We start from the raw sequence: 20,596 nt of genomic DNA, 5'->3' as shown, positions 1-20,596 counted from the left end.
CTTTGGTTTGATGATAAAATAAAGTCGGATAAAATTCAGTATTTTCTCTTGCCAGACGGCAATTAGAAATACTTTTTCGTAGAACAGCGCATACACACCTGCTTAAATTCTCATGAAAATGCTTTGAATTTGACACAGCTATGGCTGTCAAAAAAGGGGATTTAGCCTATTTTAGGGATAAGCCAAATGGAATGAAACCCATCGGAGAGGGTTGGGGTTGCATATAAAAAGCAAACTTTTCTTTGGGAAGAAAAGTGTAGTATTCTATTTTGAAAGATGGCGTTGGATAAAAACCCAAGAGATACGGATGGACAAGTGGTGGTGCAACCGCATTTTGAATGACCGCATTTTCCACCGCATTCTTTGTGGTCTTTTTTCTCAGCATTGTCTTTACAGCAACAATCCTTTTTTTGATTTTTATCAAATGAGGCTTCTTTTTTACAAGAATGTGTAGAACTGTCACCTCCACAAGCCATAGTTTTATTAGGCATAAGGAAAATGCCTAATAAAACTATAAATATGAGGTGGATTTTTTTCATAAAACTATCAAAGTTGTACAAATTTAGGGAATATTTATTTTTGAATGTTAAAAATAACCTTAAAACTTCATTCGCTGAATCCGAACGGCATTTAAGATTGCTAATAAAGCTACTCCCACATCGGCAAAGACCGCTTCCCACATCGTGGCCAGTCCTCCTGCGCCAAGAACAAGCACAATTGCTTTTACGGCAAAAGCCAAGGCTATATTTTGCCAAACTATTTTCTTGGTTTGCTTACCAATGTTGATTGCCATAGGGATTTTGCTTGGTTTGTCGTCCTGAATCACCACATCGGCGGTTTCTATGGTGGCATCGCTACCCAATCCGCCCATGGCGATACCCACATCGCTCAAAGCCACTACCGGTGCATCATTTACCCCATCGCCTACAAAAGCTACGGTCTCGTTTTTGGCCTTTATCTCCTTTACTTTGTTGACTTTATCTTCCGGAAGTAAGTCGCCAAAAGCATTTGCAATTCCTAATTTCTTAACGACAAATTGTACAACGGTGTCTTTATCCCCACTGAGCATTGTGGTTTTTACACCCAAAGCTTTCAGTTTATCGACGGTGATTTGCGCATCTTCTTTAATGCTGTCGGCAATGGTTAGATAACCCACAAACTTTTTATCATAACCCACTGCAATTAAAGTGTACACGATGCTTGACGGATCGATATCATACGTAATGGAAAACTTATCCATTAGTTTGAAATTACCCACCAATAATTCTTTCCCGTTTACCGTTGCTTTTAGTCCGTGCCCGGAAATTTCTTCTGCATTTTGCAAAACAATCGATGTATCAATCGGACCCACATAGTCGTGGATGGCTGTTGCCACCGGATGGGTACTTTGTCCTTCCAAGGCATTGACCATTTTTAAAATTTCCTCTTTGTCGAAATCGGGTTTAAAAACCACTTCCTGCACCTTGAAAACGCCTTCGGTCATGGTGCCGGTTTTGTCCATCACTACATTTTGAATGGTAGCTATTACATCGAGAAAATTACTTCCTTTGAACAAAATTCCGTTTTTACTGGCTGCTCCAATTCCGCCGAAATAACCCAAGGGAATACTAATCACCAAGGCGCATGGGCAGGAAATTACTAAGAAAATCAAGGCTCTGTATAACCATTCCTTGAATTGATAGTTATCGATAAAAAAATAAGGCAATAGACAAATAGCAATCGCAAGAAACACAACTATTGGGGTGTAGATTTTAGCAAACTTTCGGATAAATAATTCGGTAGGGGCTTTTTGCTCGGTCGCATTTTGAACTAATTCTAAAATTTTACTCAACTTACTATCCGTATAGGCAGTGGTTACTTTTACCTGCGAAACGGTATTCAAATTAATCATACCGGCCAGAACGGCTTCTCCTTTGCTTTTTGTATCGGGTTGGCTTTCCCCTGTGAGTGCAGCTGTATTGAAAGAGGCGGTTTCGGAAAGTAATTCGCCATCCAAGCCTAATTTTTCTCCTGGTTTTAACTGAATTATTGCGCCAATTGGCACATCCTCGGCTTTTACTGTACGCACAACATTTCCTTCCATGATGTTAACTTCATCTGGGCGTTGGTCAAGCAAGGATTTTATGTTGGCTTTGGCTCTTGTAACTGCCAGGTTTTGAAATATTTCGCCCACCGCATAAAACAGCATTACCGCAACGCCTTCCGGGAATTCACCAATGGCAAATGCACCAATGGTAGCAATGCTCATCAGCAGGAATTCGGAGAAAAATTCGCCTCTACTAATGCTTTCAATGGCTTCTTTTACGACTGGTAAACCTACCGGAATATAGGCAAGGATATACCAAACTATGCGTACCCAACCGGTGAACCAGCTTTGAGTAAAATAATTATCAATTCCTATGGCAATCAGCAATAAGACAAAACTTATGATTGCCGGCAGGAACATCCTGAAGGTGCTTTTATTTCCTCCTGAATGGTCGTGGTCGTGCCCGTCATCTTCGGAATGCTGTTCTGCCTGTTGATTGATTTTTTCTTCTAAGGTGCAGCAGATTTGTTTTCCGCTCGTATCGAATTTGTGTTGGTGTTTCATAATTTATTCTTTTTAAATCCACAAAATTGAAAATTTTGCACTGTATCAAAGGGGGTAATATGATTCTCGGTAAAGCATTTTACTGCTTCAAAATTTTCATTAAAGGTTTGTTTCATCGTTTTTTCAGAATATTGTTTTATTTCTAATCCGCTGCATTTTAATGGACCATTTTCTGAAAAAGTACCTAATAGAAAACTTCCATTTGTAACTATTGAATTTGCAACTAAAGCTACATATTTGGCAATATTTATTTCATCCGTCAAGAAATGGAAAACAGCTCTGTCGTGCCAAAAATCAAAAATTACATCGGTTTTGAACTCGGTAATATCCGTAACAATCCAATGTACCAAGTTGGCTTTTTCTCCTAATCTTTTTTTAGCTTTTTCTAGTGCCACTTCTGAAATATCCAAAACCCAAATATTTTGATACCCTTTTTCTATTAAAGCATCTACTAAATTACTATCACCTCCACCAACATCAATGATATTGGCAGTTTTTGATAGATTTAAATTTTCTAAATATTCCATTGATGTCTTTGGGTACTGTTGAGTCCAGCTTACTTCATTTGGTTTTTTTGTTGCAAATACATTTTCCCAATGTGATTTATTGTTTTTCATAATACAAATATTAATGTTCGTGTTCTCCGCCACCTTTCATAGCAGAAAGCAAATAAAATGCGCCTTTAATCACAATTTTTGCATCAGCAGGAATTTCTTCTGTAAATTTTACTTCTGTATATCCTAAATCGGTTGTTCCTGGTATCACTTCGATTGCTTTGAAATGCACTTGGTTGTGTCTTTCTTCTTCGCCTGTAGTTTCTTCAGAATGTGCTTCTCCCTCTTTATGTTCGTGAGTTTGTGCTTTTTTGCCTATGTTTTTATCTTGATGTTCTTCTAGGATATAGACAAAATATTTATCTCCATTTTTTACAACAGCCTCTTTAGGGAGTGCAGGAACGGTTGCATTTTTAATATTGATATTCGCAGAAACATACATACCCGAAATTAGACCTTTAGAATCAGCTGGGTTAATTCTTGCGTGAACATCGACCGTTTTACTTTCGTTTGAAAAGGATTTATTGATGCCAAATATCTTTCCTTTGATGGATTTATTTCCTTGATTTGTTAAAATGAAATCAATGGTCTGTCCTACAGCAATTGATCCCAAATCCTTTTCATAGACATTCAAATCCAAGTGCATTTGGCTATTATCTACTACTTCAAAAAGGATTATTCCTGTTTCTGCAAATGCTCCTTTGGCAATATTTATTTTTCCAACATAACCTGATATTGGTGAAACTATTGGCACTAGACTTGATCCGTTTGTACTCATGTTTAAGGCTTGTAATTTACTTTTTGATGCTTTTGCTCTGGCTCTTTCTACTGCTAATTTTGCTTTTACTTCTTGAAGTATTTTTCTAGGATTTACCTCTTGATCGCTCAATGTTTTCTGACGATTGTATTCTAATTGCAAGTATTCAATATTTGCAATAGCCGAATTGTAATCTTCTTGCATTTGAACTACTTCTAAGTTTTGAATGGTAGCCAATACTTTTCCTTTGTTTACAAATGTCCCCTCCAAGACTAAAATATCTTTAACGGTTCCACCTATTAAGGTTGAAATATTAGCCATATTTTGAGGTGGAACTGTCGTATATCCATTGGCTTTTATCACTAGATTTAGATTTCTATTTTCTACGGCACCTGTCTCAATTCCAACTGTTTTGAACTGTACAGCGGTTAGTGCTACTTCGTTTTCTGATTTTTCATCTTCGTGACCTAATTCTTCGGTTTTCTTTTCTCCGCAAGAAGTAAGAAGCAAGAGGCAAGAGGTAAGAAGTAAGAGCTTGGTTTTAATCTTGATTTTTGATATTGTATTTATATTTATTTTTTTCATTGTAGTAATTATAAATCGTTAGAAATGATGGGGAATTGCAATTGAATAGCACTTTGATTGTAAGCATTGATGGCTTCGGCATTTTGTTTTTTAATATCGATAGCCTGATTTAAAAAACTAATGTATGACCAATAACTCATATCTCCATTTGCATAGCTCTTTTGAGCCGTTGTAATAATCTGTTCTGCATACTGCAAACCTTCTTTTTGATAATAGGCTAATGCTTTTTGTTGCTTGTCGAAATTATTTTTTAATTCTTCCATTTGCAATTTTAAAATCAATTTACTTTTGTCTAATTCTAATTGTGATTGCGAAATACTGATGGCTGCTGCTTTGGCTTTAGCCGAATTTACGCGCCCAAATACAGGAATTTGTAAACCTGCGGTAAATCCTTGAAAATAGCCTTTTGTTTCAATCGTTTGTCCAAAATATCCCAAACCTAATTTTGGTGTTCGTGATGTTTTAAATGTATTGGCTTCTTTTTGATAAACAGAGATTTGCTGGGTATAATAATCCGTTACCAACGTTTCTGCTTTTGATAAGTTTTCATTATTCTTCAACGGAAACTGCATCGGTGTTGTGCTATCGGGCACAATGTTCTCTTCTGTTTGAATAAAAAACTGCAGTTGTTTTTGATAAATAGCCAAATCAAATTCAAGTTGCGCTTGTTGCGTTTCAATTTCTTTAGATTTTGCTTTGGCACTAATGACTTCAATTTTTCCGCTTTCACCTGTTTCAAAACGAAGCTCTGCGTTTTTCAGAAATTTTGAATAAATAGCTAATAAATCTGCATTTAGTTTTTTGATAGAAACACCATACAAATACTGATAGTAGGCAATTGTTACTGCTTTTTCTATTTCATATTCGGATAAGGCTTTTCGTTTTTCAGCTAGCTTTACCAATTCTTCTTGTAATTGACGGTTGGCTTTAGTAATGCTACCAATGGGGAAGTATTGTTGTACAGACACATTATGATCATAATCGACGCTATTAAATTGTCCTCCTTGGTATTGCACTTGCAAAGGGTCAGCTTGAAAAGCGGTCTTTTTTAGAACCGTTTGTTTTTCAATTTCTTTATCAGCAATTTTTAAATCGATGTTGTTTTTTTTTGCCATTTCGATAGCTTTTTGTAATGAAACGGGCTGGCTGTTTTGTGAGAATGCCACACAACTAATGAGCAGAAACCAAATGGTTACAAAGGATTGTCTTTTTTTGAATTTTTTAATTTTCATACCGTTTTCAAATAATAAATACAGAATTGGCAAAACAATCAATGTTAGTAATGTGGCTGATAATAATCCACCAATAACCACAGTTGCTAATGGTTTTTGAACTTCAGCTCCACCGCTTGTTGATAATGCCATAGGCATAAATCCTAAAGAGGCTACAGCAGCTGTCATTAATACAGGACGTAAACGAATTTTTGTTCCCATTAAAACCCTTTGTAACGGATCTGTTATTCCTTCTGCTTTAAGTTGATTGAAATAAGAAATCAATACGATTCCATTCAATACCGCAATTCCGAATAAGGCGATAAAACCAACACCAGCAGAAATACTAAACGGCATTCCTCGTATCCAAAGTGCAAAAACACCACCAATGGCAGATAATGGGATTGCTGTAAATATTAGTCCTGCTTGTTTGAAACTATTAAACGTAAAAAATAACAAAACGACTATTAATCCTAATGCTATGGGTACTGCAATTGTTAATCTTTTAGTTGCTTCTATTAAATTTTCGAATTGACCGCCATAAGTAATGTAATAGCCAGCTGGAAGTTTTAAATCTTTATCTAATTTTTGTTGAATTTCTTCAACGACACTTTTAATATCTCGACCGCGAACATTCAATCCAACGGTTATTCTACGTTTACCATTCTCTCGTGAAACTTGAACTGGACCTTGTTCATAAGAAACTGTTGCTACTTGTGATAAGGGCACTTGTTGTCCGTTTGGTAATGGAATAAAGAGATTACTAACATCGGTAATATCTGAACGATTGGCGGCATCCATTCTTACAACAACGTCAAATCGTTTACTTTCTTCATAAATTTTTCCCGCACTTTCTCCAGCAAAAGAGGAACGAATGATTTTGTTAATGTCTGTAATATTTAGACCATAAAGTGCAATTTTATTGTAATCGTATTTTACAGTAATTTGCGGTAGGCCAGTTACTTTATCTGCTTTTAAGTCCCCGATGCCTTCAATGCTTTTTACTTTAGAAATCATTTCGCTAGCTTTAGCGTCTAAGATTTCTAAATCATCTCCAAAAATTTTAATAGCTATATCACTTCGACTTCCAGTTGTTAATTCGTTGAATCGCATTTGTATTGGTTGTGAGATTTCAATATTGGCACCTGGAATAGCTTCCATTTCCTCTTTCATTAAATTGGCCAAATCTTCCCAATTGTCGGCAGATGTCCATTCGCTTTTGTCTTTAAGAACAATAATTAAATCGCCACTTTCTATTGGCATTGGGTCGGTAGGGATTTCACCACTACCAATTTTGGTAACTATAGTTTTTATTTCAGGGAATTTTGCTTTTAGAATTTTTTCGTATTCGGTGGTTGTTTTAACCATTTGAGAAAGAGAGCTTCCTGTCATAATTGTTGCATTAATGGCTAGGTCACCTTCTTCGATGGTTGGGATAAATTCACCTCCCATATTTTGAAAAATCACTAAAGCCAATAAAAATAATCCTATTGAAACTGTTAAAACTGCTTTTTTAAAACGCAACGCTTTTTCTAAAAAAGAGGTGTATATTCCTTCGAACCAAGTCATCATTCGATCACTAAAATTAAATTTGTGTTCGGTGTTTTTAGACAAGAACAATGCGCTCATCATTGGTACATAAGTTAATGAAAGTACAAATGCTCCAATTACTGCAAATCCAACAGTCATTGCCATTGGTCGAAACATCTTTCCCTCTGTTCCTACTAGCGCTAGAATAGGTAAATAAACGATTAAGATAATTATCTCTCCAAACGCTGCACTGTTTCTGATTTTTGAAGCCGATTGATATACCTCTTCATCCATTTCTGCTTGGTTTAAAGCTTTTTTCCTTTTGAGTTTTTGTAAATGGTGCATTGTGGCTTCCACAATAATTACGGCTCCATCGACTATAATTCCAAAATCGATAGCTCCTAAACTCATTAGATTTCCACTAACTCCAAATTTGTTCATCAAAATTACAGCAAAAAGCATGGATAATGGAATCACAGATGCCACAATTAATCCTGCACGAAGATTTCCCAAAAACAAAATCAATACAAAAATTACAATTAACGCTCCCTCGAGAAGATTTTTGGTAACTGTTCCGATGGCATTGTCAACTAATTTTCCTCGGTCAATAAATGCCTCTGCAACTACACCTTCTGGTAAACTTTTATTAATTTGAATCATTTTCTCTTTTACTCTCTCAGTGACCGCATTCGAGTTTTCACCTTTTAACATTAGAGCCATGCCACAAACTATTTCCCCTTTACCATCTTTTGTAGAAGCTCCATAGCGCATTGCCATACCTTCTCGAACATTGGCTACATTTCGAACTAAAATAGGTGCGCCGTTTTTGTTAGCAACAACTATGTTCTCTAAATCTTTGATGCCAGTGGCCATACCAACACCTCGAATGAAGTAGGAATATTGGTCTTTTTCAATATAAGCACCCCCTGTGTTTTGATTATTTTTTTCTAACGCATCAAAAATATCAGAAATAGTTACACCTAAACTATTCAGTCTATTTGGGTCAATTGCTACTTCGTATTGTTTTAATTTTCCTCCCCAAGTACTAACTTCTGCAACACCTTCAATACCTTGTAATTGTGGAATTATAATCCAATCCTGAATGGTTCTTAATTTTACGGCATCGTATTTGTCTTCATACCCTTTTTTTGCATAGACATCGTATTGGTAAATTTCGCCTAACCCTGTTGATATTGGTGCTAACTCTGGAGAACCAGCATAAGCCGGAATATTTTCTTTGGCTTCTGAAAGGCGTTGAAAAATTTGTTCTCTTGCCCAATAAATATCTACATCGTCTTTGAAAACTACGGTAACTACCGAAAGTCCGAAACGAGAAATACTTCGCAATTCAATAACCTTTGGGATTGTTTTTACCGATTGCTCTAATGGATAGGTGATTAATTGTTCTACTTCTTGAGCTGCTAAAGTAGGTGCAGTTGTTAATATTTGTACTTGATTGTTGGTTACATCTGGTAGTGCATCAAGTGGTAATTGTTTTATCGAATAGCTGCCAAAGGCTATTAGAATTAAAGTAAATAATAGTATAACGAATTTGTTCTTTATACTAAATTTTATGATTTTGTCTAACATTGAAAATATATAATGAATTAGAAATAAGCAAATAGAATATTTGCCATTATTTGTGAAAAGGTCACAACTTTCTAACCAGAATCCCGATAACTATCGAGACAGGTATCATTATACTATTTGGGGTGGTTGCCAAATACTTCCGAAGTAATTGGAATTGGCAATAGATTTATAAGTTGGTAATTGTATCTTAATGATTTCAGAAACAACAGGAAAACTAGCAGTAAATGTTGGAAAATTCGTTAATATTTGTACACTACAACAATTACAAGTGCAAAAAGGTGAACATAAATCGTTTCGATTATCATGTGACCGCTCATTGTGATTCGATGCGAATTTTGATGTAGTATGCTCTAAACTACTAACTTTCGTGTCTGTACAAGGCATACACGAAAGTATTATAAAAAGGATCGATAATATGGTGTTTATGATTTTCACGACTGTAAAAATAGGAAAAAAATGTTATCATGGCTGAGTTTCAATTAAAACGTTTTTATATAACCTATTCCCAATTGATTACCATTATAAAACGGTGCCATAATTGATGTTGTTTTTTTCTCTTTTGATTTAAAAATTTTCTCTTGCATAAATGGGTTTATCCAATAGGCAACTTTTGTACTTAGAATTCCAATTCCTGCACCTGCGACTACATCTGTTAGCCAATGTTTGTCATTATAAATTCTGAATGCTCCAGTACCTGCTGCTACGATATATCCCGAAATACCATACCAAACCGATACGTCTTTGTATTCTTGCCAAAGAAATTCTGCTCCTGCAAAAGCTGTTGCTGTATGCCCGGATGGAAAAGAATTGAAAGCCGAACCATCTGGACGTTCTACTTTTGTAATGGATTTTAAACTTAATACAGTAGCTGACATTAATAAATAGGACGTTCCTAAAATTATGGTTCTGTCTTTAAAGTTGTGTTTGCCTTTTATTCCCATTGCATTAAGACCATAAACCGATGCGGCAGGTAAGTACTGTGAGAAATCATCGATTGTTATTTTTTCATCGATATTTTCGTTTACCTCTTCCTTTATCCCAGAATTGACGAATTTTAATCCATCACTTTCAATGCCAATAACACCGTAACCAATTAAAACTGTTGGAAAAATAAGCTGTTTACACTTAAATTTTTTGCTGTTGTCTTTTGGCTCATTGATAGTAATTGTATCTGTTACTTGCTGTGCAAAACCGACTGACCCAACCATAAAAAATAAAAACACTTTTAAATACATACATTAAGATTTAAAATTAATAAAAGTATTTTTTTACATAAGCTGGATTTTTTAATATTATGGATTATTTAAATTTATGGAACACCTTTTTTATGAGACTAATAAATCAACAACGTCATTAATACAATTGAGACAAGTGATGCTTGCAACGTACCTAAATCTAATCCTTCTTTTGCGAGTGGTTTAGTTAAAAAAATCTTCGAAAGTTGCCCCAAATGGTCGTGTAAAAAAAAGCCAACCAAAATAAGAGTACTTCGTTAAGCTTGGTGTTATAATGTAATAAAATACCGCTATCGTTATTGCTATACCAGTTAAATAACCCAAGTTTAATGTCAATGAAATAAAGTCTCCCAATGTTTCTCCAAGCGTGGTTGCTACAATTTTCATAATCCAAAACAATACAGTGATTTCTGCTATTTTGTTTATATTTTTTGTTTCTACTATTTTCATTTTACTGTATTGTATTTAATTGTAATTAAAGCACTTTGCATTTATTTTGATACTATTTCAAGTCCGTTTTTAATAACTGAAACTTCAATCTTATTGGTTTTTAAGTTGTGGTATTCGCCATCTAACTGTATGTCAACAAAAATTTTATCTGGTAATTCGATAGCCATGTTTTCAATTAAATTGTGCTGTGCTGTTTTAAAAACTTCTGATTTTTTTGAAACAATATGAAGCCCCAACTTGATTTGACTGAATATATTTATTTTTGGAATTACTAAGAGATTTAGTTTACCGTCAATTAAACTAGCATTTGGAGTTAAGCTCATACCATAACCCATTTCATTAGAGTTGGAAACGAAAAGCATAAAAGCATTGCAATTTATTATCTGATTATTAAATGATAGTATCGATTTTATGGGTTTAAATTTTATGCTAGCTTCTAGTGATGCTTTGATATAAGCCGATAATGTTCTTTTTTTATAGCTATCGTATTTTTTAATTATTAAGGCATCAATTCCAATTCCCATGTTGCTGAAAAAGTAGTGTTGGTTTACTTTTCCGATGTCAATGAATTGCGTTTTCCCATTTCTAATTATTTCAGTTGCTTCTTCTAGCAGTTTAGGAATTTTAAGATTTGAAGCCAAACCATTGCCTGAACCAATTGGAATTATCCCTAATTTAATTTTGGTATTGACTAAGCAAGATGCCACTTCATTTATTGTTCCATCGCCACCGCAAGCCACTACATAATCTGGTTTTTTTGCTATGGCATTTTGTGTCAACATAATGGCATGGTGTTTATGATTTGAATAGTCTACACCAATTTTGAATTCTTTTTCAGAAAAATACTTTTCTAAAAGTGTTCTACTTAAATTATGTTTTCCATTGCCCGAAATTGGATTAATTATAAAATGAATGTATTTCATTATTTAAGCAATTTGTTAGTAAATAAATAATCGGCTGTTTGGTACCAAGAAATTGTTTCGTCAAGGAAATTTTTATTCATTGGTAGCGGTTTCAGACTATTATCTTGTTTATTCCATGAATAAAATGCTTGTTTTTTTTGGTCGGATAAAATCATCACCTGTTCTTTTTTCATCAACACTAATTTTCTGTATGTTCCTACCAAAGCACGTTCTTCAAAGTTGGAATGGAATATATCTTTACCAAAGAAATTGCTCTCGTAGCTCCAATTCATCATTGAAAAAAAAGTTGGAAAAATATCTATTTGTGAACATTGCTTTTTCACTTTTTGATTTAGCTCTTCTGGAAAGTTTACTATGAATGCCGGAATGTGATAATTGGCAACATCTATTTCGTCTTTACCGGCACTACTGGCGCAATGATCGGCAATGATTATGAAAACCGTATTTTTGAACCAAGGTTTTGATTTGGCTCTTTCAAACATATTTTTAATTGCATAATCCGTATATTTCACCGCACCTTCACGACCACTTCCTGATGGAATATCGATAGCATTATCTGGGTAAGTATATGGACGATGATTGGAAGTTGTCATTACAAAATTGAAAAAAGGTTTATTACTCTTGTAATGTTCATCCGCGACTTTAATCATTTTAGAGTAAATGTCTTCATCGCAAATTCCCCAAGCGTTTTCAAAAGTTACTTCGTTATCATTTATATTATTTCGTACTGTTTTGATTTTATCACTTAATACACTTCCGCGACCGCGATCATAGATTGTAAATCCGTTTCCTCCAAAATAGGCGTTCATATTATCAAAATAACCATCACCGCCATAAAAGAAATTTGGGTTATATCCTTTGGATTTGAATACATTTGAAACGGTATAAAGATTTTGATTTTCGGGACGTTTTACAATACTTTGTCCGGGTGTTGGTGGAATGCAAAGTGTCATGGCTTCCATACCACGAACGGTTCTTGTTCCGGTGGCATATAAGTTATCAAAAAAGATGCTTTTTTGCGCTAAACTGTCTAGAAAAGGCGTTATATTTTCTTTATTACCAAACTCTTTCATAAAACTGGCACTCAAACTTTCAACCAAGATAAAGACAACATTTTTTTTACTTGGTTCTTGGTTGGTTGTGTCTGATATTTTTCTATGAATAGATAATCCTTCTGTTTGGTATTTACTGTTTTTATCATTTAATTTATTTCTGATAACATCAAAAGCCACTTTATCATCTACAGATGTATAAAACTCATTGTATGCCATTTGATTGTTTCTGAAGGCAGCAAAAAAGGAGTAAATACCCGATTTTGATATTTCAGCATTGTATCGATTGGAAGACCATTCCGCTTGATTGTTAGTAATAAAAATGGAAAAAAACAATGCAGTAATTATTGTTGTCGCTAAAACAATGGTTCGGTCTTTTAGACTTGCTGTTGTACTAAATGTTTCCTTAAAAATATTTAATTTATAATACGTAAAAATGATAAGACCAGTTATGGAAAGTACACCTGCAACTAGAATAGGTAATGGATAGGATTGTTGGATGTTGGCAATTACTTCATGTGTGTAAATAAGATAATCAACCGCAATAAAATTAAAACGTGTTTTGAATTCATCCCAAAATGTAATCTCTGCAAAAAAGGTAAAAACCAATATGAAAATGGTAAGTGAAGTAAAAAACCAAACAAGAATTTTATCAATCCATGAACCAATCCACCTGTTAGGAAATACAAAATAGTAGATGGCCGACGGAATAATTATGAAACTTATGGTTCCGATGTCATAAAATAATCCTGTTAGAAAAGTTCCAATAACTGTAAATAGATTGAAGGAAACTTCATCGTATTGCCAAATTGTAAATATTATTCTTAAGAAGAAAGAAAATGTTATAAACCATGAGATAAAGGCAAGTAGTAAACTGTAACGATTGGCAATTTTTATTTTGTTGAACATAGATAATTTATTAGGTTATTTTAAAAACAAAAAAAGCACTCACACCAAATGATGTGAGTGCCCAAACATGAAAAAATTAACTAACTGACAGTAACTTTCCGTTTTCATCAAAAAGCAAATCTTTTCCTTTAATCTCAGCCTCGTAAGTAACGATACCTTTTTCTGAAATTATCTTTGCTGCTTCTTTTACTTTTTGATTTTTGTAGTTTTTACTTATGTAATTAACAATTGATTTTGGTAATTGCACAGCGGTTATTTCAACTTCTGTTTCGATGATTTTGCCATTGGCATTGAATAAAACAGAGTTTTCTGTTTTATTAATTACAAAACTGGCTTCATAATTATTTTCCTCTTTATCCCATTTTACTTTTTTAGCACAGGGATATTTTGAGATCAGCGATTTTGATACAATCTCTGGTACTTTTGTGTCTTTTACTTTTTGAGCAAAAGCGATTGTAGATAACACCAGTGTTATTACAATAATTACTGATTTTCTCATGACTATTCTATTGTTTGAATTAATAATAGTCAAAGGTGTAAACCAATTTTGTAGAAATATTGAATTTTGAATTAAAGCAAAAATAAATTTAGTTATTCTTTAAAATTTATAATTGTATCCTAGTCTAATCACTTGAGTTTCGTAGTAATCATTGCTGGTAAATCTAAATTCTTGACCTTGAATTTCTTTTTTGATAACTAAAGTATTTAGAATGTCGGTTGCATTAAGAAAGAATTCTCCTTTGCCATTTTGGCTGGATTTTTTTATTCCTAGATCAATTGAAAATCTTGATTTTATTTTGCCTTGAGGAATAATATCTGGAGCTAAATATATTGCTGTTAGCTGTGCATCCATTTTTTTAGTCAAGTGTAATGTATTGTTCCACTTTATATTTCCGGAAAAAACATCTTGTTTGTTTGCTGAAAAGGTATTGGGTTGTGGGTATAGATTTTGAACTGTGAATGCTCCAATTTGATTGTAATAGGCATTTAGGTTAAGGTTGGATGAATACCATTTTGCAATATCTTTTGAGAGAACCATTTCTACACCAGTATTGGAACTATTATTCACGTTTTGAAAGATGGCATATATTAGATTACTATTAGGAACAGTTGAAGCTATTCTTGTGATGGTTGCATTTGCAAAACGATGGTAGATAGCCGAATATAAATATCCTTTTTTTAGATTTCTTTTGAAACCTAATTCTATTAAATTAGTGAACTGTGGACGTAGTGCTGGATTTCCGACTTTAATAATTTCAGCATCGTCATATTTTGGAAATATTCGAATATCAACTTCGTTTGGTCTGTCAATTCTACGGTTGTAAAATAGCGATATTTTGTTGTTTTCATTTATTTTATAGGCAAAACGCAAATTGGGGAAGGGTTCAAAATACGAGTAACCATCCGTTTTGTACGTAGGATGATTGGGATCTACTTCATATTCTAATTTCATATACTCAATGCGCAAACCTATTTCGGCTTCTATTTTATTGGTTTCAAAGACATAATTCCCATACACTGCCGGAATCACTTCTTCATAAGTTGCTTTTCCCCCAGCATCGGCATCAATAACAGAATCCGTTCCTGGAAAAAACTGCATATTGGTAGGAATTATACGGTTTCTGAATTTGAATCCTGTTTCAATTCTACCGTATTTCAAAGGTTTTATATAGTCTATATTTAGGTCGATAACACTTTCATCGGATAATAATTTGAACGAATCCTTACTTGTAGAAGTAGGTAAAATATTATCAAAAAAATACCTTTCGTCTTCTCTGTGAAAAGTGTAATTAAGCCCCATATTTAATAAATGCCCGGCTTCTTTAAATTTGTGCTGATAAGTAACCGTTGCCATTGCAGTAGTTTTTAATTCGTCTTCTAAAAATTGCCAAAGGCGTAAACGCTGGGAATAATCGGCATTAAAAAAGGGTTGGTCTCCGTTATCTATAATTTTTTCAGAGCCAAATAATCCAGAAAAAGTTAGGGTATTGTTGTCGTTTATTTCCCAATCTATCCCTGATTTTATAGTGGTAAAATGGGTGTTTCGGTTTCTTTTCAGTTGTTGGTTAATGATTGTTCCGTCATTGTAGGTTCGGGTAACAAACTCGTTTTTATTCAGCGTTTCGGTGTATAAATAATCTCCTTGGAAGAAGGCATTGATTTTATTTTTTCGATAATTGAGCGAGAGCGAAGGATTTATTTTTGGGGTGAGTGTGTATTGTGGTCGAATGGAGGGTAAATTTTCTTGTCGTTCCCAAAGTGAACCTAAACCGGTGGTAAAACCAGCTTTACCATTGAAGCCTACTTTTTTGTTTTTTTTGTAAATGATATTGATAATTCCTGCATTGCCATTGGCATCAAATTTTGCAGAAGGATTATTGATGATTTCGATTTTTTCTATCGCAGATGCCGGAATATTATCCAAACCGGATTGATTGCCAAAACCGGTTAAAGCCGTTTGTTTTCCGTCTATTAGAACAGTAACTTTGTCATTGCCTCTAATTTGTACTTTCCCGTCCTGAACGGTAACTCCGGGTAAATTTTGCATGGATTGTAAAACAGAACCGCCACTTTGAGCAATATTATCGGCCATAGTGAACGTTTTTTTGTCCATTTTCTCACTTACTTTATTCGATTTAGCCGTAACCACCACTTCTTGAAGCGATTTCGTTTCTTCTTCTAATTCGACAGTGCCTTGGTCTAAAAAATCGGAAAGTGTTCCTACGTAAATGGATAGCGATTTGGATTTGTATCCAATAAATGAAAATTCTAAGAGGTAATTTCCGGATTTTATATTGGTAAAAACAAATCGACCTTCTTCATTGGTTATAGTACCTGAAATTATAGTATTGTCTTTTGCTGTTTTCAACGATACGTTTACAAAAGGTAATTCTGATTCTGTGAATTTATCTTTAATATTTCCTGAAACGGTAACTAATTTTTCTTGTGCCGTTGTATTGGCTATAAATGTCAATAGAAATGTGACTATTAGGATGATTTTAATTCGCATGATATTTTGTTCTTTAAAATTTTGTGCGAAGGTAGATGCGAAAACTGAAGAAACTTTGAATTTTAGAACCCTATTTCAAAATGGTGTGTTTTATTGGTAAAATGATACTGAATTGTCCAATGATTTACCTCTACAATTTTTTTGATGATAGACAATCCCAAGCCATTTCCTTGCGAGGAAGGATTGGATTTGGAAAATCGTTCGAACATTTTTTGGGTTTGCAAGGCGGTTTCTGAACCTGAATTGGAAAAAATCAATCGCTCTTTGGTTAATTTTATGTTGATGAACCCCTTGTGAATGTTGTGATTTAGGGTGTTTAGAAACAAATTGCTAAGGAGTATTTCCACCAAAAAAGGATGGGCGTTAAGGATAACTTCTTCTTCCAATTCGGCGGTAATCGTTATTTTTTTGGCAAGGGCTTGTTCGCTAAAAAAGACCAATTGATTGTCTAAAATGGGGTTGAGGTTTATTTTTTGGATTTCAATATAGGAATTGCTGTCTATTTTGGACAAAACAAAGAGATTTTTATTGAGTTTTACCAGTCGTGAAGTGGTTTTGTTGAGGTCTTCAATGAACTCGAATTGCTCTTGGTTCAAGTCGTTTCGTTGCAAAAGATTCTCGATTTTTCCTTTGAAAATGGCAATGGGCGTTTGCAATTCGTGTGCTGCATTTTCGATAAATTCCCGCTGACTTTTATAGATGCTGCTGTTTTTTTGGATTAATTTATGGATTGCCACATTCAATCGATTGAATTCTTGGGTGCTGCTCTCAATTAAGTTGACTGACGTGGTTTTGTCTATTTCAAATTGTTCCATTTTATCTAAAGCTGCATAAAAAGGCTTCCATAATTTTTTTGAAATCATTTGGGTAATGATAAAAAAACCAATGAGGAGCAAAAGCAAGAGCGAAATGAAAAGGAAGACAGTACTGCTGATAAGATTTTCTTTTTCAACCATGTTCATTTTGGCAGAAAAAGTAAACCAAGTGTCCTCAATTTTTACGGGCGAATGGAGTACTCTAAACGGCTCGTTGTCTTTATTTAGCGCATCATAATAGCTGTGGTCAAACAAACTGTCTTTGAAGTTGCCATTGAATTTTTGAAGGGTTACATAGCGATTGTATTTGTTCCAAAGGGCAATTTCACTTATGGTTAACTCTTTTTTTGTAAACTGATCAAAATCTTCTTTGATGGCATACAAATCTTCGTTGGCTTCATGCTCATAAAGCAAATTTGATATTCCATAAAAAATAGGTGCAATTGCTATAATAATTATTACAGCATAAATAAAATAATACTTTAGTGTTTTTTGCAGCAGTTTTTTAGTCTGCTTTCCATTTGTAACCTGTTCCATACACTGATTTTAAATAATCGGTAGCCCCCATTTTTTTAAGTTTTTTCTTCATGTTTTTGATGTGGGCATACACAAAATCATGATTGTCTAACATATCTGCCATATCGCCTGATAAATGCTCGGCAATGACACATTTAGAGAGTACTTTGTTTTTATTGCCAATCAAAAACAGCAATAAATCCATTTCTTTTTTGGTAAATTCAACAAGATTTCCTTTAACCTTGACCGATTTACTGGCGGTGTCAATTTCAATTTCGTTAAAAATAATCCTGTTATTTCCATTAAATTGTTTTCGTCTAACCAACGCCTGAATGCGGACCAAAAGTTCCGAAAGATGAAACGGTTTCGTCAAATAATCATCTGCTCCCAAGGTCAATCCCTCAATTTTGGTTTCCAGCGTATCTTTGGCAGAAATGATGATAACGCCCTCGGTTTTGTGCAAATTTTTAAGTGTTTCCAAAACCCTAAACCCATCGCCATCGGAGAGCATCAAGTCCAATAAAATACAATCATAGGAATAAAAGTTTATTTTTTGGAGGGCTTCCTGAACTGAAATGGCTGTTTCGCACACAAAATCGTTGCTACTCAAATAATTTTTGATGCTTGTGGCAATTTCAATTTCGTCTTCGATGATTAAGATTTTCATAGTGCAAAGAAACAATTGGAATTTTGAATATAATTTGAATTATTTCACAAATGTAAAAACATTTACTTTTAAAATTTTCAATAATTAAGTCTATGTTCTAAAAATTAATTTAGCTTTGTCTAAAAATTATATTTAGACTGATGAAAAATAAAATATGCAAGAGAAGGGAAACAAGGGGACAGCTCGCGAGCTGTCCGTACGGGGCTATCTATTCTATTTGCTTATCAATTTAGGGAATGTTTTTTATGATTTTACATTTTGAAGTCACCGATTGCAAATTATCGATTCATTTTTGTTTCAATTCCTAGTCAATCCCAAGTCTTTTATGCATTTCATGCATATCTTTATTGTATTGAATACTTTCTTTGACAGCTTTCCGTTTGTCATCGGGTAAGCATTCAATACAGGTTGAATATTGAAATCTTTTATAATGCTTTTTACATTTGGGACATAAATCCATTTTATTTACATCATAGTTATAAGCACATTTTTTACAAGTTGTTATTGCATCTTCAAATGAAAAATACTTAATGGTATCATCTAAGTGAAGTATAAATGCTTCTTTATCAATAGCTTCTGAATTTTTATTTTTTGAAAGTTCTCTTTGTATCCAATATTTTGCATTAGATAAATTATTTTTATTTCTCCATTCATTTTTTGATATGAAACATTTATCTAAAACTTCATAAGCATCTGGATTTTCATAAAAGATTGAGATAAGTTCATCTAAAGATCTATGAATTGCCTCATCAAATTCATGTTTACAATCAGTACAACGATATTTCGGAGTTTTTCTTACCCTTTTGCTTGGATTTTTACTCATACAATTTGGACATAGCAAAACAGGTACATATTCATGATTTTTTAAAACGTAATCAGTAAAATCAGATTTACTTATTTCAAGATTCGTTTCTATGAGGTCATTTGCATACCTTCTTGTTATTTCTCGTAGATATGCCGAGTATTTTTTAGGGTGAGAAAGATGCTGAACAGTTAGTGTATCAGTTTTATTGCATATTTCACATTTGTCTTTAAGAAATTTGGCTCTTCTCTCTTGCCAGTCTTTAGTGTTCCAAGATCGTTGTCCTTCTTTTATATCACCCCAAAATTGAGTCTTCGCGATTTCTAGTTGAATTTCGCCATTTCTTATTTTATTTCTTAATTCTATAGTTTCGTTATATGTCATCATTTTTTTACAGATATTTTATATGAATACTCTGTTCTACTTACTGATTACATTTACTTGCCACGGGTATTTGGTTAAATTAGGCCCGAAAATAGATCTTACTAATTTCAAATTAAGTCAAATCCTCAAATTACTTATAACGTGTATTAGCGTTTCGGCTTTTATTTAATTTCGTTTTTTTAAGTACTCTTTTCTTGCTTTAAAATCTGATGACAAAATAATAACTTTTAATTTATTGGTAGAACAATTCTGTCTTTAGGCTCAGCTGACCATTGAACTTGCCATACTCGTCCATCAATTTGGTCAAGCAAAATGAAATTATAAATATTTGTTGTCGGATAAATAAAAAATCTTCCATTCTTCTCATCTTCTTTCGTAACTCGGGTTGTTAAGGATAGAGGAGTTTCAAACTCATTACCTTTTGTAGACCATTGAACTTGCCACATTTGTCCATTTTTTGTATTCAGTTTTATAAATGTATATAAATTTTTTGTATTGAAGAGCCTATACTCAACATTGCAATCTGTAGAAATATTTTGACTTGGTGTGTCAGATGTACTTTGGGAAAAAGCAGAAATTGTCGTCAAAGTAACAATAGTTAAAAAGAATAATTTTCTCCTTTGTTTCTGTGTTTAAATTGTCTTTATATTTCGCAGTTTTTATAATTAGCGCTAAGTAGTATTTATCCGATTCATACCTTCATGTATACACCTCATGTATGATAAATAATCTGAGGTTTGTAGCACATATAGGTTTTTTCAAAAATAGGGAAGTTTTGAGAAATGGATTATACTTTTACTGTTACAATGTCGTTAATACTGGTGGTGTAGCTAAGTGATAGTTTTTCTTGCTTCATTTTCTATTGGCGGCCGAGGGATTGGGTGCTGAATTTGATTTTGTTGGTGCCGTAGCATTGGTTGAGTTGGTCGATGACGCTCATTAATAGCTGGTGTTTAGGTTTGCAGATGATGAACAACGTCTGTTGGGTTTCGTTGTTGGGAGTGAGGCATAGGTTG

General features: G+C 33.8%; 16 protein-coding genes and 1 pseudogene. All 17 read right to left on the bottom strand.

Annotation, left to right across the window (positions count from 1 at the left end):
• Positions 1-161: 161 nt before the first annotated feature.
• Positions 162-539, bottom strand: coding sequence for a hypothetical protein (locus ACSVH5_RS02185; protein WP_438059825.1), 378 nt, complete (start codon positions 537-539; stop codon positions 162-164).
• Between the two features lie 59 nt (positions 540-598).
• Entirely contained in the window at positions 599-2,590 is a 1,992-nt protein-coding gene (locus ACSVH5_RS02180) for a heavy metal translocating P-type ATPase (protein WP_438059824.1), read from the bottom strand.
• Positions 2,587-3,207, bottom strand: coding sequence for a class I SAM-dependent methyltransferase (locus tag ACSVH5_RS02175; RefSeq protein ID WP_438059823.1), 621 nt, complete (start codon positions 3,205-3,207; stop codon positions 2,587-2,589). Before ACSVH5_RS02175 ends, ACSVH5_RS02180 begins: the two co-directional genes overlap by 4 nt.
• 10 nt (positions 3,208-3,217) lie before the next feature.
• Complete coding sequence (locus ACSVH5_RS02170) at positions 3,218-4,486, bottom strand: efflux RND transporter periplasmic adaptor subunit (protein ID WP_438059822.1); 1,269 nt, start codon at positions 4,484-4,486, stop codon at positions 3,218-3,220.
• Positions 4,487-4,494: 8 nt separating this feature from the next.
• On the bottom strand, positions 4,495-8,817 hold the full coding sequence (locus ACSVH5_RS02165) for a CusA/CzcA family heavy metal efflux RND transporter (protein WP_438059821.1): 4,323 nt from the start codon (positions 8,815-8,817) through the stop codon (positions 4,495-4,497).
• A gap of 108 nt (positions 8,818-8,925) precedes the next feature.
• Complete coding sequence (locus ACSVH5_RS02160) at positions 8,926-9,252, bottom strand: DUF6660 family protein (RefSeq protein WP_438059820.1); 327 nt, start codon at positions 9,250-9,252, stop codon at positions 8,926-8,928.
• Positions 9,253-9,296: 44 nt separating this feature from the next.
• Positions 9,297-10,052, bottom strand: a complete 756-nt coding sequence (locus ACSVH5_RS02155; RefSeq protein WP_438059819.1) for a phosphatase PAP2 family protein — start codon at positions 10,050-10,052, stop codon at positions 9,297-9,299.
• Between the two features lie 183 nt (positions 10,053-10,235).
• A complete protein-coding gene (locus ACSVH5_RS02150; protein WP_438059818.1) occupies positions 10,236-10,502 on the bottom strand; it encodes a hypothetical protein in 267 nt (88 codons plus the stop codon).
• A gap of 41 nt (positions 10,503-10,543) precedes the next feature.
• Complete coding sequence (locus ACSVH5_RS02145) at positions 10,544-11,425, bottom strand: diacylglycerol/lipid kinase family protein (RefSeq protein WP_438059817.1); 882 nt, start codon at positions 11,423-11,425, stop codon at positions 10,544-10,546.
• Complete coding sequence (locus ACSVH5_RS02140) at positions 11,425-13,386, bottom strand: LTA synthase family protein (protein WP_438059816.1); 1,962 nt, start codon at positions 13,384-13,386, stop codon at positions 11,425-11,427. The genes ACSVH5_RS02145 and ACSVH5_RS02140 overlap by 1 nt, the downstream gene beginning before the upstream one ends.
• Before the next feature lie 76 nt (positions 13,387-13,462).
• A complete protein-coding gene (locus ACSVH5_RS02135; protein WP_438059815.1) occupies positions 13,463-13,885 on the bottom strand; it encodes a PepSY-like domain-containing protein in 423 nt (140 codons plus the stop codon).
• A 99-nt stretch (positions 13,886-13,984) separates the two neighbouring features.
• Positions 13,985-16,396 (bottom strand): outer membrane beta-barrel protein, encoded by a 2,412-nt coding sequence (locus ACSVH5_RS02130; RefSeq protein ID WP_438059814.1) that lies wholly within the window; start codon positions 16,394-16,396, stop codon positions 13,985-13,987.
• 62 nt (positions 16,397-16,458) lie between these two features.
• Complete coding sequence (locus ACSVH5_RS02125) at positions 16,459-17,748, bottom strand: sensor histidine kinase (protein WP_438059813.1); 1,290 nt, start codon at positions 17,746-17,748, stop codon at positions 16,459-16,461.
• Positions 17,717-18,394, bottom strand: a complete 678-nt coding sequence (locus ACSVH5_RS02120) for a response regulator (protein WP_438059812.1) — start codon at positions 18,392-18,394, stop codon at positions 17,717-17,719. The genes ACSVH5_RS02125 and ACSVH5_RS02120 overlap by 32 nt, the downstream gene beginning before the upstream one ends.
• Before the next feature lie 304 nt (positions 18,395-18,698).
• Complete coding sequence (locus ACSVH5_RS02115; protein ID WP_438059811.1) at positions 18,699-19,583, bottom strand: hypothetical protein; 885 nt, start codon at positions 19,581-19,583, stop codon at positions 18,699-18,701.
• Between the two features lie 224 nt (positions 19,584-19,807).
• On the bottom strand, positions 19,808-20,167 hold the full coding sequence (locus ACSVH5_RS02110) for a hypothetical protein (RefSeq protein WP_438059810.1): 360 nt from the start codon (positions 20,165-20,167) through the stop codon (positions 19,808-19,810).
• 200 nt (positions 20,168-20,367) lie between these two features.
• Positions 20,368-20,520: pseudogene (locus ACSVH5_RS02105) on the bottom strand (DUF4113 domain-containing protein).
• Between the last annotated feature and the right edge of the window lie 76 nt (positions 20,521-20,596).

The organism is Flavobacterium sp. RSSA_27, assembly GCF_051547125.1.
Classification (GTDB): domain Bacteria; phylum Bacteroidota; class Bacteroidia; order Flavobacteriales; family Flavobacteriaceae; genus Flavobacterium.
Note: the sequence above shows the minus strand (reverse complement) of the source record. Positions and strands in the feature narration are given on the sequence as shown.

Coding starts and splice junctions, on each gene's coding strand:
- ACSVH5_RS02115 (WP_438059811.1), bottom strand. CDS start 19,583: ATGATGACATATAACGAAACTATAGAATTAAGAAATAAAATAAGAAAT.
- ACSVH5_RS02120 (WP_438059812.1), bottom strand. CDS start 18,394: ATGAAAATCTTAATCATCGAAGACGAAATTGAAATTGCCACAAGCATC.
- ACSVH5_RS02155 (WP_438059819.1), bottom strand. CDS start 10,052: ATGTATTTAAAAGTGTTTTTATTTTTTATGGTTGGGTCAGTCGGTTTT.
- ACSVH5_RS02140 (WP_438059816.1), bottom strand. CDS start 13,386: ATGTTCAACAAAATAAAAATTGCCAATCGTTACAGTTTACTACTTGCC.
- ACSVH5_RS02165 (WP_438059821.1), bottom strand. CDS start 8,817: ATGTTAGACAAAATCATAAAATTTAGTATAAAGAACAAATTCGTTATA.
- ACSVH5_RS02170 (WP_438059822.1), bottom strand. CDS start 4,486: ATGAAAAAAATAAATATAAATACAATATCAAAAATCAAGATTAAAACC.
- ACSVH5_RS02175 (WP_438059823.1), bottom strand. CDS start 3,207: ATGAAAAACAATAAATCACATTGGGAAAATGTATTTGCAACAAAAAAA.
- ACSVH5_RS02150 (WP_438059818.1), bottom strand. CDS start 10,502: ATGAAAATAGTAGAAACAAAAAATATAAACAAAATAGCAGAAATCACT.
- ACSVH5_RS02180 (WP_438059824.1), bottom strand. CDS start 2,590: ATGAAACACCAACACAAATTCGATACGAGCGGAAAACAAATCTGCTGC.
- ACSVH5_RS02130 (WP_438059814.1), bottom strand. CDS start 16,396: ATGCGAATTAAAATCATCCTAATAGTCACATTTCTATTGACATTTATA.
- ACSVH5_RS02185 (WP_438059825.1), bottom strand. CDS start 539: ATGAAAAAAATCCACCTCATATTTATAGTTTTATTAGGCATTTTCCTT.
- ACSVH5_RS02125 (WP_438059813.1), bottom strand. CDS start 17,748: ATGGAACAGGTTACAAATGGAAAGCAGACTAAAAAACTGCTGCAAAAA.
- ACSVH5_RS02135 (WP_438059815.1), bottom strand. CDS start 13,885: ATGAGAAAATCAGTAATTATTGTAATAACACTGGTGTTATCTACAATC.
- ACSVH5_RS02145 (WP_438059817.1), bottom strand. CDS start 11,425: ATGAAATACATTCATTTTATAATTAATCCAATTTCGGGCAATGGAAAA.